Genomic DNA, 15,917 nt, shown 5'->3' on the forward strand with positions numbered 1-15,917 from the left:
ACCCTTGGCCGTGCTGATCTGTGATTGAATCTGCCGTGGTCGGGAAGCTAATCGCCGTCCGGGCGGAAGACGTAGCCCAAGCCCCGCACGGTGCAGATGAATCTGGGATTGGCCGGATCCGGCTCGATCTTCTTGCGGATCCGGTTGATCCGCACGTCGATCGCGCGGTCGAATGCGTCGGGGTCGCGCGCATCTGCAAGGTCGAGCAGGCGTTCCCGGGACAAGGCCCGCTTCGGGTGGTCGGCGAAGGCTTTCAGAAGATCGAATTCGGAGCGCGTCAGAGCCTGCTCTTCGCCGCGCTCGTCCCGCAAGCGCAGGGCGTCGAGTTCGAGCCACTTGGTGCCGAAGCGGACCCGCCGCCCCGCTTCCGGGGCTGGGGCTGTCCCAGTGGGGGCGCTAGCGGTCGCTCCCTGCACCCGCCGCAGAACAGAGCGAGCGCGGGCGACGAGTTCGCGCAGCTCGCACGGCTTCGGCAGGTAGTCGTCGGCGCCGAGTTCCAGCCCGACCACGCGGTCGATGGCGCTCGCCGTGGCGGTGAGCATGATGATCGGGATCACCGATCGCGCCTTGAGGTCCCGCACGATCGAGAGCCCGTCCTCTTCGGGCATGTTCAGGTCGAGCACCACGAGATCCGGGGTGCGCTGCGCGATCGCGGCCCGCAGGGCACGCCCGCCGTCGCAGAGGGTGACCTCGAATCCGTGCATCTTGAGATAATCGCCGACCATCGCGCGGGCGTCGGCCTCGTCGTCGACGACAAAGATATGGGCTGCGCCTGCACTCATCGGTCCCGTCGGCACCCGCCGCCGATCGTCCCCGCGCGACCGTCGGCGGAATGATCAGCCGGATTGGGTATACAGCATGCCCGTGACAGGCCAAGCTCTGAGTTCAGAGCTCGCCCGCGTTGTCCCAAGCGGATTTCCTTGTTGCGCACGGCACTGCTCACAGAAGGACGGAGCCTTGCTTGGAAGGGGCGCCCGTTGCTGACAAGGGCAACACGGAGTCTATCTTTTATCACCATCCTCGGTCATTCCGTCCTGGTCGGTCGGGATGGCTGCTATGTGCGGGCGTGCTCAACCCATGGATGACGATATCCTTCACCTGATTCCGGACGAGGCGGACGAGGCCGCCCCTCGCGTCCGTCCCTGGACGATCGCGGTGGTCGACGACGATCCCGCCGTGCACGACGGCACCCGCTACGCGCTCGCCGGATACGTTCTCGATGGACGCGGCCTCGAAATCCTGTCGGCCCACTCGGCCACCAAGGCGCGCACGCTCCTGACCGAGCGGCGCGACGTCGCCGTCGTCCTGCTCGATGTCGTGATGGAGACGGACGATGCCGGCCTCCACCTCGTCGAGTACATCCGGCGGGACCTCGGGGACGAGACGGCACGCATCATCCTGCGCACGGGACAGCCCGGCCAGGCTCCGGAGCGACGGGTGATCGTCGACTACGACATCAACGACTACAGGGCGAAGACCGAGCTCACCGCCGACAAGCTCTTCACCAGCCTGACCGCGGCCCTACGAGCCTACCAGCATCTCAAGCGCCTCGACGATACCCGGCGCGGCCTGGAGATCATCATCGACGCCGCCCCGACGCTGCTCGACCACAAATCGCTGCAACGGCTGTCCGAGGGCGTGCTCACCCAAGTGGCCTCCCTGCTCAACGTGGCCTGCGCGGGGATCCTCGTGCTGCGCGAGAACGACGCCTCCGCGCAGCGCTTCTCGGTGCTCGCGGGCTCCGGCCTGTACAGCGACTACGTCGACCGGAACCCTCCCTGGCCGCTCGACCCGCAGATCCAACCGATTGTCGAGGTCGCCTTCGAGGAGCGGCGGAACAGTTTCGGAGATCATTGGTCGACGCTCTACTTGCAGACCGCGAGCGGCAGCGAAATCGTCGCGCTGATCGACACCGACCGCCCGCTCTCGGACACCGACCGGGCGCTCATCGCCCTGCTGACCAGCCGCCTCTCGATCGCCTTCGACAACGTCATCCTGTACGAGCAATTGCAGCGGGCGAACGTCACGCTGGAGCAGCGGGTCGTGGAGCGCACCGCCGAGCTGATCCGGGCCAACCGGCGTCTGGCCGCCCAGCGCTCCGACCTCCGTCGCGCCAACAGCCTCAAGACCGAGATTCTCGGTACCGTGGCGCACGACCTCAAGAACCCGCTCTCGGTCATCCTCGGGCGCTCCGAGATGCTGACGGATCTGATCGCCCTGGAGCGCGCGCCGAAGGATCAACTCGCCACCCAGGTCGCCTATATCCGTACTTCGGCGACCCGCCTCCTCGGCATGATCGACAGCCTGATGGCCGACGCGATGACAGACGCGCTCGACATCACCCTGAGGCGCGAGCCAGTCGACCTCGCCGCCCTCGCCCGGGAGGTCTGCGAGGCGAACAGGCCGCTCGCAGAGTCCAAGAGTCAGATCCTCCAGCTCGACCTACCCGAGGAGGCCTACATGTGCGGCGATGCCGAGCGTCTGCGGGAAGCGGTCGACAACCTCGTCTCGAACGCCGTCAAGTACAGCTTCGTCGGAGGCACCATCACGATCCGCGTCGAGCGCGATGCGAGCGAGATCGTGTGCGCGGTCACCGATCATGGGCCCGGCCTCTCACCCGAGGATGCCGGGCGCCTGTTCGGCCGCTTTCAGCGGCTCTCGGCCAAGCCTACGGGCAGTGAAGGATCGACCGGCCTCGGCCTGTCGATCGTCAAGCGCATCGCCGAACTCCACCGCGGTCGCGCCGAGGCCGCGAGCGAGGGGCCGGGGCGCGGCAGTACCTTCTCGATCCGGTTCCCTTACGAGGCGGTCGCGCTGCTTTGAGCCGCGGCCGGGCGCGAATTGTTGCGTCGTTCGCGCCGCAGCGAAACACGTCTCCGCCGGAACCTGCCCGAGACCGCGCGCGACGCAACACGGCCGCGAACCGAGCTGCTTAAACCCCGCGATCGGAGCGGGGGCCTTGAGGTCCCCGAGAACGATGTCGGAGGGATCATGGGCCACAATCTCGGTTTGGCGTCGGCCAGCGCGGCACTCGCCACGGCCCTGGGCCTGGTCACCGTGATCGTCTCGGAGCGCGCGCCCACGACGCCGGTCTTGCCACCGCCGCGGGCTCCCGCCGCCGCGGCGGCCGACGCGGCCCCGCCCGCGCGGTCCGGACGATCCCCATCGACGGCCGCGCCAGCGCCGCCGCGTCGATGATTGCGCGGTGAGGGAGGCCGGGATGCACATCTCTCAGGACGGTATCAGCGACGCCGAGGACTGCGCCCTGCTTCGGGCCGTGCTGGGGACGGGCCCCTATCCCGCTGCTGCTGCTGCCGGCCGCGCGCCGCCGACGCTCCAAGAGAGGTTCGGCGTCGTGGCCGCAACGTCCCCCAACGCGGTCCCAGGGCCTGCCGCAGAGGATCGCGCCAGGCCCCCGGGCTGCCCATCAGCGCGCGGTTCTGCGTTGGAAGAGGCGCAGCACCGCGTTGCCCCGGGCCACGGCGGCATCGAGCGCCTGCTGCGGTGATTTCGACCCGGCGAGCGCTTCCTCGATCTCCTCGGCCCAGAGGTCGCGGATCTGCAGCATGTTCCCGAGCCGGAGACCTGCCGAATTGCGCGTCGGTTCCCGGCGCATGATCGCCCGCACCGCCACTTCGAGCTTCGGATTCTGCGCGTAGAACCCGGTGCGGCGGGCATCCTCGTAGGCGGCGCGGGTGACGGGGACGTAACCGGAGTTCTGGTAGAGCAGTGCCTGTTGCGGGAAGCTCAGCACGAAGGCCAGGAACGCGGCAACGCCCGCGTACTCGTGAGACGTCTTGCCCTGCATGACGTAGAGAGAGCCGCCACCCAGGATCGCGTTCTGCGGCTCGGCGACGATGTCGGGATAGTAGGGCATCGGGCGGATTGTCCAATCGAACCGCCCGCGGACCGCGATCGAGCCGTACATGCTCGACGACGTCAGGAAGATCCCGCACTCGCCCGCGATGAAGCGCGCCTCTCCCCGGTTGGTCCGGCCTGCATAGGCGAACACGCCCGCGCGATGCAGGTCGACGATGTTCTGGAGGTGCCGCACCTGGAAGGGCCGGTTGAAGACGAGTTCGGTGTCGAAGCCGTCGAGGCCGTTCGAGCGCGTGGCGATCGGCCGGTCGTGCCAGACCGAGAGCTGCTCGATGTGAGCCCAGGTGGGCCAGGCGGTCGAGAGCGCGCAGCCGGTGGGGTTCGCCCGATGCAGCGTGCGGGCGGCCTCGAAGACCTGCGGCCAGGTCTCCGGCAGCTGGTCGGGATCGAGCCCCGCCTCGCGGAAGCGGTCGCGGTTGATCCACATCACCATCGCGGAGATGTTGAACGGCAGGGAGAGCATGCCGCCGTCCCGCCCGAGATAGTTCGTCGCGATCACCGGCAGGAATGCCTCGGGCGCGATCGCGCGGTCGGCCTCCCGCATGACGTCCGAGACCGGCCGCACCGCACCGATAGCGGCGGCCATGGTGCCGTTGCCGACCTCGAAAACTTGGAGAAGGTGCGGTCCCTCGCCGGCCCGATAGGCTGCGATGCCCCCGTTGATCGTCTCGGCGTAGGGCCCCTTGTAGATCGTGACGATCCGGTAGGCGCCCTGCGAGGCGTTGAAGTCGTCCGCGATGCGCGCCACCAGCGCGCCGTTCGCCCCGTCGAGCGAGTGCCAGAGCTGAAGCTCCGTGGCGGCGCAGGCGAGCCCCGGCAGGGCTGCCAGGACAAGGCCGAGAAGGAAGCTGATCGTCGGGATAGTCCTGCTCCGCAATCGAATCGACATCAGCCCAGGCGGCGGGGAAGCTGGAGGCGCAGGACCGTCCCGCGTCCGGGTTCGCTCCGCAGGGCGACGCTTCCGCCCAGGCGGCTGACGACGAGGTTGTGGACGATGTGGAGCCCGAGGCCCGTACCGCCGCGCGACCGCGCCGTGGTGAAGAACGGGTCGAAGACCCGGCCGAGATGGTCGGGCTCGATACCAACCCCGTCGTCGGCGATCTCGATGGTCATCCGCTCGGGCTCCGGAGTCACTGTCACGGTGACGCGGCCGCCTTGGCGGTCGCGCAATCCGTGGTCGATCGCGTTCTTGATCGCGTTGGTCAGCACCTGAGCCAGGAGTCCCGGATAGGTGTCGAGCACCGCGCTCGGGGGACAGGCCGCGAGGATCTCGTGTCGTCCTGGGCGGGTGAGCGCGCGCAGGCTCCTCAGGAGATCCTCGATCCACGCGCCGAGATCGATCTCGCGCCGCTCCTCCAGGAGCTGGTCCACGGCAACCTGCTTGAAGCTGTGGATGAGGTTTGAGGCTCGCATCAGGTTCGCGGTCACGAGGCGGGATCCCTCGCGCATGCGGCCCGCATAGTGCAGGAGGCGGGAGCGCGAGAGCCGGTTGTCCTCCACGAGCTGCTCGAAGCTCGCCGAGTCGGCCTCGACCTGCGTCGCGGTCGTCAAGGCGATCCCGAGCGGCGTGCTGATCTCGTGGGACACGCCTGCCACGAGCTGACCGAGCGAGGCGAGCTTCTCCGCCCGGATGAGGTCGTCCTGGGTTCGGCGCAGCTCCGTCAGCGCCTCGTCGGCGCGCCGGGCCGCGTCGCGCCACCCTTCCTCCCGGTGCCTCAGCTCGGCCAGGAATGCGTTCGAGGCCCGGGCGATGTCGCCGAGCTCGTCCCGCCGAGTCGCGAGGGCGACATGCCCGATCGCCGGGTCCGTCGTCGCGCGCACCAGCGTGTCCTGAAGTCTGCGCAGCGGCCGGGTGATCGAGCGGGCGACGCCAAACACTGCGGCCGTGCCGATGAGCAGGGCGCCCGCAGTCCCGGCGAGGAGCAGCCGGCGGATCGAGGTGCCGAAACGGTCGGCGTCCTCGATGAAGGCCTGCGCGAGCGCGCGCGCATTCTCGCTCATCACCATCGCGCGCCGATCCATATCGGCGATCAGCGCGTTCTGTTCGCCGAGTTTCGCGACGGTCGCCGCAAGCTGCTCCCGCCAGCCCTCGATCGCCGCACTCATCCCGCCGCGGATGCTTGCCGGCATCGCGAGTGAGTGGGCGCGACGAGCGAGTTCGGCTCCTTCCCGGACGGTGGACGACGCTTCCGCGATGCTGCGGCGGGCGAGTGCGGATGTCGATTGCTGCGCGAGGCGCAGCGCGGCCAGTGCCAGGCTCTGCGCGGTGAGCTCCGCCTCGTTCGACGTGACGGAATTCCGAATCAGGCTTGCGACTTCGGATTGGAGCGACTGCTGCTGCGCGCGGTTCTCCCGGATCAGCCGGTCGCTCCAGACGATCAGATCGTTGCCCGACTGTGTGGCCCGTGTGAGCTCGAACCCCTCCGCGATGATGCGGCTCAGGCCGGTCGAGGCCTCGCTCCTGACGCGGTAGCTCTGCAGCAGCGCCGCCAGCTCGGCCGCTTCAGGATCGCGCGCCTGCTTCCGCAGGACCTCCTGCAGCCGCGTGCCGGCCTCGTTGAGCTGGCGGATGTCGCCGTCGAGTTCGTCGAACTCGATCTGAAAGACTGGCCGCCCGATGCGAGTCTTGTTCAGCTCGACGGCCGAGATCGCCTCGCGGAGGTCGCGCAGAGCGCTGACCAGAACTTGGTTTTTCTCCAGGGCGGCGTCCTTGCTCGTGAGCACCGTGACCAGCGTGCCGTTCTCGCCTTGCTGCCGCTGCCGCTCGGCATCGGTCAGCGCGACGAGCGTCTCGGCGCGGTGGGCCATCTGTTCTGTGGATGCCACGAGTGCACTGTCGAGCCGGACGAGCGACCGCATCTGGTCCGAGAGGGCTGTGAGGTCTTGCCGGACCGTCTCGATGCGGCCGGCCTGATCTGCGGTCCGTGCCACGGGCGCCAGCTGGTCTAGCTGGTGCGTTGTAACTGAGACGAGGCCGTCAAAGCGTTGGCGCGAGGTTTCGCGATCAGCGAACACCCGTCCGATATAGTCGTCCCGTGCCTTGTTGAGCGATGTGAAGGTATGGAACGTCTCGCTTGAAAGTACAGTTCCGTCTCGGGCTCGTTCCACTCGGATCAGAAGCGCCCATGCGGCGAAGGCGATCAGGACCGCGATGACGACTGGGATGGCGCCGACGACGAAAACGCGCTGTGCGATGCCGGCTGAGCGAACGTAGTCCGGCAAGAGGATGCGCTTTCTACTTTGCTAGCACGAACACTGCGTATCGCATGCCGGCCGCGTCCGTCCATACCAACGGTGCTGTCTGCGGGACTTGGCTCTGTGGCAGACGCGGCGCACGCAATACGCGAAGCAATCGTCCCGACATCGATCTCGCTCACAAGCCCCTCTCACGGCAGGACCGAAACAGGGCCGCGACAGCGAGAGGTTTTCAGGATGACGACCAAGACGACGATCTGGGCCACGACCGCGACTGATAAGATCGTGATTTGGGCCCTGCTGGCGGGTCTGGCGACGGCGCTTCTGCAATATGTCCAGGCTGCGGCTCTGCCCGCACACTTCGTTTAAAGGCTGCCGGCGGAATTTCTGGTTCTCGACAGGGCCGGAGCTCCGGAAGCGAACGAAGCCGCAGAATAGTCCTGGCCGGCGAGACGCCTCACGAATTGCCGACCTTTGGTCGCCGAGGCGGTTGAGAACCGGGAGTACACTTGGTCTGGAATGGTGAGCGCGCTGGGGCTCGAACCCAGGACCTACAGATTAAAAGTCCGTTGCTCTACCAGCTGAGCTACGCGCTCGCATCCGGTCTGGCGCTCGTTGTGGCCGGTCCGAAGCATGGCCCGCAATAGGGGAGCGGTCGGGGGCGGTCAACCGGGAAGGTGGCTGCGCCCCGGGCTTTGCCCCGACGCCGCCACGGTTGGGTGAGAGCGGCGGATCCATGAGCCGTGACGCCCCGCGCCCCCTGTCCGAACCCGCCGGAACGTGGCGCGCCTTCGCGATCCTGTTCGCCGGGACGGTGCTGGCGCTCGGCCTCGCCGTGGTCGGTCTCGTGGCCGTCCTCGATCCCTACGGGCTGCGGACGGGGCCGGGGCGGGCGCCCGGGCCGATCATGGACCGCAACCAGCGCTTCATGTACCCGCAGATCGCCCGCAGCGGCGCCTTCGACGCCGCCGTTTTCGGAACCTCGACCGCGCGCCTGCTCGAACCCGGGGCGCTCGCGGAGGCCTTCGGCGGGCGCTTCACCAATCTCGCGGTCAACGCGGCCACGCCCGACGAGCAGATGAGGCTCGCGGGGCTCTTCCTCGCCGCGGGGCGGCCCCGGACGGTCCTGTTCGGGCTCGACGCGACGTGGTGCGCCGCCGCGCCGCCGGCCCGTACGCAGCACCCGTTCCCCGACTGGCTCTACGCGCCGGACGCGCCGTTGGGCCTCTGGCATCAGGTGAGCTGGCAGGCGCTCACGGTGGCCTCCCGCGTGGCGCTGCACGCCCTGCACCTCGCGCCCGCCCGGATCCGGTCCGACGGCTACGCCGTATTCACGCCGCCGGAGACCGCCTACGATCTCACCCGCGCGCGGGCGCACATCCGCGCGGGCACGGCGATGGATCCCGACGCCGTCGCGCCCGGCGGCGCGGGGCCGGCGGAGGGCGGGATGCCGGCGCTCGACCGGCTCGACGCGCTGCTCGCGGCGCTCCCGCGCGAGACGCGGCGCATCCTGGCCTTCATGCCGGTCCACGCCGCGGCGCAGGGGCAGCCCGGCACGGAGGCCGGCCGGCGCGAGGCGGCCTGCAAGGCCAGGGTTGCCGAGATCGGCCGGGTGCGCGGCGCCCTGGCGGTCGATTTCCGCATTCCGTCACCCGTCACCACCGAGGACGCGAACTACTGGGACGCCCTGCACTACCGCCTGCCGGTGGCGGACCGGATCGTGGCCGGGCTGAAGGACGCGGCCCGCACCGGCGCTGACGCGCCGGACGGGTTCTACCGGGTGCTCGCCCACCCTTGAGGCGCAGGGATCACGGTACCGAAAGGCCCGGGCCTTTCGCGGGTGCAGGGCGGAGCCCTGCATGACCGGCGCGAGGGTGACACGGCCCGGCGTCAGCCTCCGGCCTTCGCCGCAGCCTCCGCCCGCTCCCAGCCCGCGCGGGTCTCCTCCGCGAAAGCCAGGAAGCGGCCCTCCCGGATCGCCGCCCGTATGCCCGCCATCAGCTCCTGGTAATAGGCGAGGTTGTTCCAGGTCAGCAGCATCATGCCGAGGATCTCGTCCGAGCGGACGAGGTGGTGCAGGTAGGCGCGGGAATAGTCGCGCGCCGCCGGGCAGGCGGAGGTCTCGTCGAGGGGCCGCGTGTCCTCGGCGTGGCGGGCGTTGCGCAGGTTGATCCGGCCGTGGCGGGTATAGGCGAGGCCGTGGCGCCCGGCCCGGGTCGGCATCACGCAGTCGAACATGTCGACGCCGCGCTCGACCGAGCGCAGGAGGTCGTCCGGCGTGCCGACGCCCATGAGATAGCGCGGCTTGTGGGCCGGCAGGTGCGGCTCCACCGTCTCGATCATGGCGAGCATCACGGCCTGGGGCTCGCCCACCGCGAGGCCGCCGATGGCGTAGCCCTTGAGGTCGAGATCGACCAGCGCCCGCGCGCTCGCGACGCGCAATTCCGGCACGTCGCCGCCCTGCACGATGCCGAACATCGCCTTGCCCGGCTGCTCGCCGAAGGCCGCGCGGCAGCGCTCGGCCCAGCGCAGGGACAGGCGCATCGCCTTCTCGATCGCCTCCGGGGGCGCGGGCAGGCGCACGCACTCGTCGAGCTGCATCTGGATGTCGGAGCCGAGCAGGCCCTGGATCTCGATGGACCGCTCCGGGCTCATGCGGTGACTAGTACCGTCGATGTGCGAGCGGAAGGTGACGCCGTCCTCGTCGAGCTTCCGGAGCGCCGAGAGCGACATCACCTGGAAGCCGCCCGAATCCGTGAGGATCGGCCCCTCCCAGCGCATGAAGCGGTGGAGGCCGCCGAGGCGGGCCATGCGCTCGGCGCCGGGGCGCAGCATCAGGTGGTAGGTGTTGCCGAGCACGATGTCGGCGCCGAGGTCGCGCACCTGGTCCGCGTACATCGCCTTCACGGTGGCGGCGGTGCCGACCGGCATGAAGGCCGGCGTGCGGACGACGCCCCTGGGCATCGTGATCGCGCCGGTGCGGGCGTGCCCATCCGTGGCGTGGACGTGGAAACGGAAGTCGGGCGTCGCTTGGGGCTCGGTCATGAGGCGCATCATGGGGTTTCGTCCGTGCGCGCTGCCGGGAAGAGCAGGCTGGCGTCGCCGTAGGAGTAGAATCGGTAGCCCGAATGGATCGCGTGACTGTAGGCCGCGCGCATCGTGTCGAGGCCGGAGAAGGCCGAGACCAGCATGAACAGGGTCGAGCGCGGCAGGTGGAAATTCGTCATCAGCGCGTCGACCGCGCGGAAGCGGTAGCCCGGCGTGATGAAGATCTCGGTCGGGCCCGCGAAGGGGTGCAGGCGGCCCGCCGCGTCGGCCGCGCTCTCCAGCAGGCGCAGCGCCGTGGTGCCCACAGCGACGACCCGGCCGCCCCGCGTCCGGACCGCGTTGAGCGCCTCCGCTGTCTCGGCGTCGAGATGGCCGATCTCGGCGTGCATGCGGTGCTCGGCGGTGTCCTCCGCCTTCACCGGCAGGAAGGTGCCGGCGCCCACATGCAGCGTGACGTGGTGGCGCGCGAGACCGGCGGCGTCGAGGGCGGTGAGCAGATCCTCGGTGACGTGCAGGCCCGCGGTCGGGGCCGCGACCGCGCCGGGCTCGCGGGCGTAGACCGTCTGGTAATCGGCCGTGTCCCGGGCATCGACCGGGCGCTTGCCCGCGATGTAAGGGGGCAGCGGCAGGATGCCGAGCGCGGCGATCCGCTCGTCGAGGTGCGGGCCCGCGACGTCGAACTGTAGCACGACCTCGCCGCCCTCCCCCTTCCCCGTCACGGTCGCGTCGAGCCGGGCGAGGTCGCAGGCCTGGTCCGTCTGGGGGCCGAAGCGGATCCGGTCGCCGATCGCGAGGCGCTTGGCCGGGCGCGCGAAGGCGCGCCAGCGATCCGGCGCCTCGCGCAGGTGGAGCATCGCCTCCATGCGCTGGCCCGGCGCGCCCGGGCGCAGGCGCAGGCCGTGGAGACGCGCCGGGATCACCCGCGTGTCGTTGAAGACCAGGGCGTCGCCCGGCCGGAGCAGGCCCGGCAGGTCGGCGACCCGGGCGTCGGCGAGGCCGGCGTCCGGATCCACCACGAGCAGGCGCGCCGAGCCGCGCGGCTCGGCGGGGCGCAGCGCGATGCTCGCCTCGGGCAGGTCGAAATCGAAGAGGTCCACACGCATCGGGCGCCACCTGCACGGAATGCGCGCGCGAATCAATTTCCCCGACCCGCGCGGCGGAACCGCAGCGGGGCGGTTCGGGTTGCGGCGATGGTCCTGTCCGCAGGGCCCAGCACGACGGGAGGACGCTCATGCCCTGGTTCTCTCTGCGCCCGCGCGATCCGGCCGATCCGCGCTGGCCGCTGCCGGGCGAACCCGACCTGGTGCTGAAAGCCGCTGACGCGGACGAGGCACGGGCGAAGTTCCTGCAGGCCTATCCGAGCGAGCCCTACGGCACGCCGGCCGTGCCGGTGCCCGATGCCGGCGCCGGCAGCTTTCGCAACGATCCGGATGCCATGCTGGTCTCGGAGACCGCCGAGCCGCCGGCTCCGAAAGACTGAGGAGGCGCCCATGGCGACGCCCTCCGGACGCAAAGCCCGGATCACCCTCGACGGCCAGCTCATCGGCTACTGGGAGCGCGAGGCCGCGCGCCTCGATGCGCTGGCGGCGGAGGCGCGGTTCGGCTGGCAGCGGCGGCGCTACCTGCGCAAATCCGCCCAGGCCCGCGCGCAGGCCGAGCGCAGCCGCGCCCGGGAGGTCGCGCGCGGCAACGCGCCGACCGCGGGGGCCCCCGGATCGGACTTGGCGGACACGGGCCTCACGCGGGATGGGGGCTGAGCCCGAGATCCTCCGCCTGGCCGAGCCGGAACTCTCGGCACGCGCTGCCCGGATCCAGTTCGCTCGCGTCCGGGCGGAGCTTCGCGCCCGCCTGCCGGCAGAGGCCGAGATCGAGCATGTCGGCGCGACCGCCGTGCCAGGCTGCCTCGGAAAAGGCGATCTCGACATCGCGGTCCGAGTGCCGTCCGGCTGCTTCGCCGTCTGCCTGGCGCAGCTGGGACAGCGTTACGCCGGCAATCCCGGCTCGGTCCGGACGACCGATTTCGCGGCCTTCATCGACGAGGCCGCCGACCCGCCGCTCGGCATCCAGCTCGTCGTGCTCGGATCGGTGCTCGACGTCTTCGTGCGCTTCCGCCACCGGCTCCACGCCGAGCCCGGACTCGTCGTGCGCTACAATGCGCTGAAGCGCGCCCATGCCGGGCGCTGCATGGCCGCTTACCGCGCCGCCAAGTCCGACTTCATCGCGGCGGTTCTGGGCCATCCGCCCGGGGACGAGACCGCGCGTTAGCCCAGGCTAAGACCTTTGCCGTGGCGTTGTGGCGCCGGCTCCCGTATGCGCCCCGGACCCTATCCGGAACGCGCCGCATGAACCGCACCCAGAAGGCCGCGCTCGCGAGCGCCGGCGTCGGACTCGCCGTCACCGGCCTCAAGTTCCTGGCCTGGTGGCTCACCGGCAGTCTCGCGCTCTGGTCGGACGCGCTGGAGAGCATCATCAACGTGGTGGCGGCCTGCGGCGCCTTCGCGGCGCTGCACGTGGCCGGCCGCCCGGCCGATGCCGAGCATCCCTACGGCCACCACAAGGCGGAGTTCTTCTCGGCGGTGATCGAGGGCATCCTGATCGCCGTGGCGGCGCTGCTGATCCTGCGGGAAGCCTATTACGGCATCCTGGAGCCGAAGCCCCTCGACGCTCCGGCGATGGGCCTCGCAGTCAACGCGGTGGCGACCGTGATCAACGGGGTCTGGGCGGTCGCGCTGCTGCGCTGGGGCCGGACATGGCGCTCGCCCGCCCTGATCGCCGACGCGCGCCACGTGCTGGCCGACGTCGTCACCTCGGTCGGCGTGCTGGCCGGCCTCGGTGCGGTGCTCGCCACGGGTTATCCGGTGCTCGATCCCGTGGTGGCGGGGCTGGTGGCGCTGCACATCCTCTGGTCGGGCTGGACCATGGTGCGCGAATCGATCGATGGGCTGATGGACCGGGCGGCGCCTCCCGAGATGGTCACGGAGATCCGTACCCTGATCTCGCGTCACGGTGCGGGTGCCCTGGAGGCGCACGACGTGCGCACGCGCTCTGCCGGTCAGGCGACGTTCATCGATTTCCACCTCGTGGTGCCCGGCGAGATGAGTGTGCGGGAGGCCCACGCGATCTGCGACCGCGTGGAGGCGGCGCTGGAGGCCGATGTGCCCGGCGCCGTCGTCACGATTCATGTCGAGCCCGGCGAGGAGGCAAAGGGCTTCGGCCTGCCGGTGATCTGAGCGACCGAGCCCGCAGCGACGGGAGTCACGGGCGCGCGATTTCCATTCGCGCTTGAAGTGTGGCTGATACCGGATGCCCCGGCTTGGTCGGGATCGCCGTCAGAGAAACCGAATCATGCGCCGTCTCGTCCTCACCACCTGCCTTCTCCCGCTCCTCGCCGGTCCGGGTGCCGCACAGGAGCGGCTCCTCGCACCGGCGCTCTCCTGCCAGGCGCTCAAGACGGCGGTGGCGCGCGGCCGGGACGTCGTCGTGGCGTCGAGCGAGACCGCCTACGACATCGTTCACGCGGAGGGCGGCGCGTGCCTCAACGTCAACGGCGAAACGAGCGAGCCGGTCTACGTGCCGACGACCGACGAGCCGAATTGCCTGGCCGGCTGGCGCTGCATGCAGCGCAGCAGCGACGGCAGCAGCAGCCACTGAGACAAGCGTGCCGCGCGTCGGGGCGCGGCACCGAGATCCGCCGGCAGGGCTCGAAAGCCGGGAGCGTCGGCGATGGCCCTGTCTGGCGCGGCCCTGGGTGCCGAACGGACGCTCCTCCGCGCCGGGGCCGCCACGTCCCTGATCCAGGACGGAAAAAGCCCGACCTTTCGGCCGGGCTCGTCTCGAGTTGGAAGCTTTCGCAGACCGTGTGGACGCCGAGGCGTCCACACGGTGAGACGCGAGCCTTAGAAGTCGCGCTGGACGCGGGCACGGACCTGGAACACGTCGGCGTTCGTGACGGTGCGCAGGGTGCCGTTGGCGGCCGCGGCGTTCAGCAGCGCCTGGGAGGTGATGCCGGGCGAGCGGTTGGCGTCGATCACGCGGCCGCTCTGCACGCCGTAGTTCTGGTAGACGCCCTCGACACCGATATCGAGGTCCTTCACCGGCGACCAGATCAGGCTGCCACCCACGTTGAAGGCGTAGGTGTCGCGCAGGATCTGGTTCAGGTTGTAGTAGCTCGAGTTGAAGGCGCCGATGTTGGTCAGGCCGGCGATGGCGAGACCGTTGTAGGAGGCCTGAGCGGCGCGGGCGCCGGGGGCGAAGGCGACCTCACCGTACGAGCCGAACAGGGCCGAGCGGAGGGTCGGGTTCCAGTAGTGCAGGAACGAGGCGACGACCGAGAAGGTCTGCGTCAGCTCGAGCCGGTTGTTGAGCGGGTTGAGCACCGCGTCGCTGAAGAACTGCTGGAACGGCGCGCCCTGGAGCGAGGTAGCCGACTGGATGTAGGAGCCGGCCCAGGCCGAGACGCCGGTGTACATGCCGGCGCCCTCGCCGTACGCGCCCTGCAGGTACAGGGTGTCGCCCGGGGCGATGAAGGGCAGGTTGATCTTCAGACCGCCCTGGACGGCCCAGCCGTACTCGGAAGACGTGCGGCCGAGCGTGCCGGGGTTCGTGCCGATGATCTGGGCGGCGGCGGAGTTGATGGTGCCGACGTTGATCTCGTGCACGGCGCCCGAGATCTGGGCCGAGCCCCAGGGCTGGTCGTAGCGCAGCACGCCGACAAAGTCGGGCATGCGGTTGCGCTGGATCGTGTCCTCGAAGCCGAGGCCGACCGGCAGCCCAGCGGCGTTGAAGCCGAGGAAGACCGGCGCCGGGGACTGGGTCACCGCGAAGGTCTGCAGGCTGGAGTTGCCGAGCACGGCCGCGGCAGCGGCGACGTTGGCGGGCGAGTAGACCGGCGTGCGGCGGAAGCTCGGGTCTTCCATCGAGACCGTGGCCGAGAAGCCGTTGCCGAGCGTGGCGGTGTAGGCCGCGAGGTTCGTCGAGGCGACGTCCGAGCCGAGCGTGCCGGCCTGGATCTCGAAGTCGTGGGCGTAGAAGTCGAAGAACGAGGACGCGCGACCGGCGGTGAAGCCGGCGAACTGCACGAAGGCCTTGTCGGTGTTGAAGTACTGCTGCACGCGGCCGAACCCGTCGACGCCGAGCGCCGGGAAGGCGTTGGCGATGCGGTTCTGGGTGCCCGAGTGCATGGTCGGGAAGCCGGTGCGGCTCGCCGCCTCGAGGCGGACGAAGGCGCGCAGGGTGCCGTAGGCGGTCTGGGTGCGGGCATCGAGGTTGATGCGGGCCAGGCCACGATAGCCGCTGTAGTCACCGTTGCCCTGGCTGCGGGCGAGCGGGGCCTGATAGCCGTACTCGAAGCGGGCGCGGCCCGAGAGACGCAGGCAGGTGTCGGTGCCGGGAATGTAGAAGAAGCCGGCGCCGTAGGTCGAGCAGACGCGCACGTACTCGATCGGGGCGGCCTTCTTCACCGGAAGATCGGCGGCCTGGGTGCCGGTGACAGCGGCGAGGGCCGCGGCCGAGCCGAGCAGGGAGCTCTTCAAGAGCTTCATCGATATCTCCAAAAGCTTCGAGACCCGAGAGGAACCCGATGGGCGGCGGCTTCTGTCGCCGCCCTCGGGTCGTTTGTCTTGTTCGGCCTGCATCTCCGGCAGGCTCGTGCGGGCTCGCTTTCGCGAAACCCTTGATGCGATTCCACTCTGTGCGAAGGGAGTGTCCCGGGCAACGTGGATTCCCGCTCCGGTGGGCGGTTCCCCCACCATGTTGCGACTCGGCAACATTTGACGAAGCCTATAGGCGGCAATGGG

At 69.9% G+C, this 15,917-nt stretch carries 14 protein-coding genes and 1 tRNA gene; 8 read left to right on the plus strand and 7 right to left on the minus strand.

What is annotated here, in order from left to right; genetic code table 11:
• Positions 1-47 precede the first annotated feature (47 nt).
• A complete protein-coding gene (locus DK427_RS22100) occupies positions 48-782 on the minus strand; it encodes a response regulator (RefSeq protein WP_109953258.1) in 735 nt (244 codons plus the stop codon).
• A gap of 295 nt (positions 783-1,077) precedes the next feature.
• Here DK427_RS22100 and DK427_RS22105 point away from each other — a divergent pair, with 295 nt between their 5' ends.
• Entirely contained in the window at positions 1,078-2,823 is a 1,746-nt protein-coding gene (locus DK427_RS22105) for a DUF3369 domain-containing protein (RefSeq protein ID WP_109953259.1), read from the plus strand.
• 604 nt (positions 2,824-3,427) lie between these two features.
• On the opposite strand, the gene ugpB is transcribed toward DK427_RS22105, so the two are convergent.
• Positions 3,428-4,768, minus strand: coding sequence for a sn-glycerol-3-phosphate ABC transporter substrate-binding protein UgpB (gene ugpB, locus DK427_RS22110; RefSeq protein ID WP_109953260.1), 1,341 nt, complete (start codon positions 4,766-4,768; stop codon positions 3,428-3,430).
• Positions 4,768-6,810: a sensor histidine kinase gene (locus DK427_RS22115; RefSeq protein WP_245930671.1), complete on the minus strand. Its 2,043-nt coding sequence runs from the start codon at positions 6,808-6,810 to the stop codon at positions 4,768-4,770. The genes ugpB and DK427_RS22115 overlap by 1 nt, the downstream gene beginning before the upstream one ends.
• A gap of 501 nt (positions 6,811-7,311) precedes the next feature.
• Between DK427_RS22115 and DK427_RS27425 the strand changes: the two genes are divergently transcribed.
• Positions 7,312-7,443 carry a hypothetical protein gene (locus DK427_RS27425; RefSeq protein ID WP_281276963.1) on the plus strand — a complete coding sequence of 44 codons (132 nt, stop codon included), beginning with the start codon at positions 7,312-7,314 and terminating at the stop codon, positions 7,441-7,443.
• Between the two features lie 151 nt (positions 7,444-7,594).
• Here DK427_RS27425 and DK427_RS22120 read toward each other — a convergent pair.
• Positions 7,595-7,670, minus strand: a tRNA-Lys gene (locus DK427_RS22120).
• A gap of 140 nt (positions 7,671-7,810) precedes the next feature.
• On the opposite strand from DK427_RS22120, the gene DK427_RS22125 reads away from it, so the two are divergent.
• On the plus strand, positions 7,811-8,872 hold the full coding sequence (locus tag DK427_RS22125) for a hypothetical protein (protein WP_109953262.1): 1,062 nt from the start codon (positions 7,811-7,813) through the stop codon (positions 8,870-8,872).
• Positions 8,873-8,964: 92 nt separating this feature from the next.
• Here DK427_RS22125 and tgt read toward each other — a convergent pair whose 3' ends face one another.
• Both tgt and queA read right to left on the minus strand, forming a co-directional pair.
• Positions 8,965-10,119 (minus strand): tRNA guanosine(34) transglycosylase Tgt, encoded by a 1,155-nt coding sequence (tgt, locus tag DK427_RS22130; RefSeq protein ID WP_109954317.1) that lies wholly within the window; start codon positions 10,117-10,119, stop codon positions 8,965-8,967.
• Positions 10,120-10,127: 8 nt separating this feature from the next.
• On the minus strand, positions 10,128-11,225 hold the full coding sequence (gene queA / locus DK427_RS22135; RefSeq protein ID WP_109953263.1) for a tRNA preQ1(34) S-adenosylmethionine ribosyltransferase-isomerase QueA: 1,098 nt from the start codon (positions 11,223-11,225) through the stop codon (positions 10,128-10,130).
• A 128-nt stretch (positions 11,226-11,353) separates the two neighbouring features.
• Here queA and DK427_RS22140 point away from each other — a divergent pair, with 128 nt between their 5' ends.
• From DK427_RS22140 to DK427_RS22160, 5 genes are all read left to right on the plus strand, one after another.
• Positions 11,354-11,602: a hypothetical protein gene (locus tag DK427_RS22140; RefSeq protein ID WP_109953264.1), complete on the plus strand. Its 249-nt coding sequence runs from the start codon at positions 11,354-11,356 to the stop codon at positions 11,600-11,602.
• A 10-nt stretch (positions 11,603-11,612) separates the two neighbouring features.
• On the plus strand, positions 11,613-11,879 hold the full coding sequence (locus DK427_RS22145; RefSeq protein WP_109953265.1) for a hypothetical protein: 267 nt from the start codon (positions 11,613-11,615) through the stop codon (positions 11,877-11,879).
• Positions 11,869-12,387, plus strand: coding sequence for a GrpB family protein (locus tag DK427_RS22150; protein WP_109953266.1), 519 nt, complete (start codon positions 11,869-11,871; stop codon positions 12,385-12,387). Before DK427_RS22145 ends, DK427_RS22150 begins: the two co-directional genes overlap by 11 nt.
• 77 nt (positions 12,388-12,464) lie before the next feature.
• On the plus strand, positions 12,465-13,352 hold the full coding sequence (locus tag DK427_RS22155; protein ID WP_109953267.1) for a cation diffusion facilitator family transporter: 888 nt from the start codon (positions 12,465-12,467) through the stop codon (positions 13,350-13,352).
• A gap of 115 nt (positions 13,353-13,467) precedes the next feature.
• Positions 13,468-13,773 carry a hypothetical protein gene (locus DK427_RS22160; protein ID WP_109953268.1) on the plus strand — a complete coding sequence of 102 codons (306 nt, stop codon included), beginning with the start codon at positions 13,468-13,470 and terminating at the stop codon, positions 13,771-13,773.
• Between the two features lie 245 nt (positions 13,774-14,018).
• On the opposite strand, the gene DK427_RS22165 is transcribed toward DK427_RS22160, so the two are convergent.
• Positions 14,019-15,662 carry a porin gene (locus DK427_RS22165; protein ID WP_109953269.1) on the minus strand — a complete coding sequence of 548 codons (1,644 nt, stop codon included), beginning with the start codon at positions 15,660-15,662 and terminating at the stop codon, positions 14,019-14,021.
• Positions 15,663-15,917: the final 255 nt, after the last annotated feature.

The sequence above is a fragment of the Methylobacterium radiodurans genome (assembly GCF_003173735.1).
Lineage (GTDB): Bacteria > Pseudomonadota > Alphaproteobacteria > Rhizobiales > Beijerinckiaceae > Methylobacterium > Methylobacterium radiodurans.

Bases quoted from the DNA above. Each gene is read 5' to 3' on its own strand.
- tgt (WP_109954317.1), bottom strand. From the start codon at position 10,119: ATGACCGAGCCCCAAGCGACGCCCGACTTCCGTTTCCACGTCCACGCC.
- DK427_RS22140 (WP_109953264.1), top strand. From the start codon at position 11,354: ATGCCCTGGTTCTCTCTGCGCCCGCGCGATCCGGCCGATCCGCGCTGG.
- DK427_RS22105 (WP_109953259.1), top strand. From the start codon at position 1,078: ATGGATGACGATATCCTTCACCTGATTCCGGACGAGGCGGACGAGGCC.
- DK427_RS22125 (WP_109953262.1), top strand. From the start codon at position 7,811: ATGAGCCGTGACGCCCCGCGCCCCCTGTCCGAACCCGCCGGAACGTGG.
- DK427_RS22155 (WP_109953267.1), top strand. From the start codon at position 12,465: ATGAACCGCACCCAGAAGGCCGCGCTCGCGAGCGCCGGCGTCGGACTC.
- DK427_RS22160 (WP_109953268.1), top strand. From the start codon at position 13,468: ATGCGCCGTCTCGTCCTCACCACCTGCCTTCTCCCGCTCCTCGCCGGT.
- DK427_RS22150 (WP_109953266.1), top strand. From the start codon at position 11,869: ATGGGGGCTGAGCCCGAGATCCTCCGCCTGGCCGAGCCGGAACTCTCG.
- queA (WP_109953263.1), bottom strand. From the start codon at position 11,225: ATGCGTGTGGACCTCTTCGATTTCGACCTGCCCGAGGCGAGCATCGCG.
- DK427_RS22100 (WP_109953258.1), bottom strand. From the start codon at position 782: ATGAGTGCAGGCGCAGCCCATATCTTTGTCGTCGACGACGAGGCCGAC.
- DK427_RS22145 (WP_109953265.1), top strand. From the start codon at position 11,613: ATGGCGACGCCCTCCGGACGCAAAGCCCGGATCACCCTCGACGGCCAG.
- DK427_RS22165 (WP_109953269.1), bottom strand. From the start codon at position 15,662: ATGAAGCTCTTGAAGAGCTCCCTGCTCGGCTCGGCCGCGGCCCTCGCC.
- DK427_RS27425 (WP_281276963.1), top strand. From the start codon at position 7,312: ATGACGACCAAGACGACGATCTGGGCCACGACCGCGACTGATAAGATC.
- ugpB (WP_109953260.1), bottom strand. From the start codon at position 4,768: ATGTCGATTCGATTGCGGAGCAGGACTATCCCGACGATCAGCTTCCTT.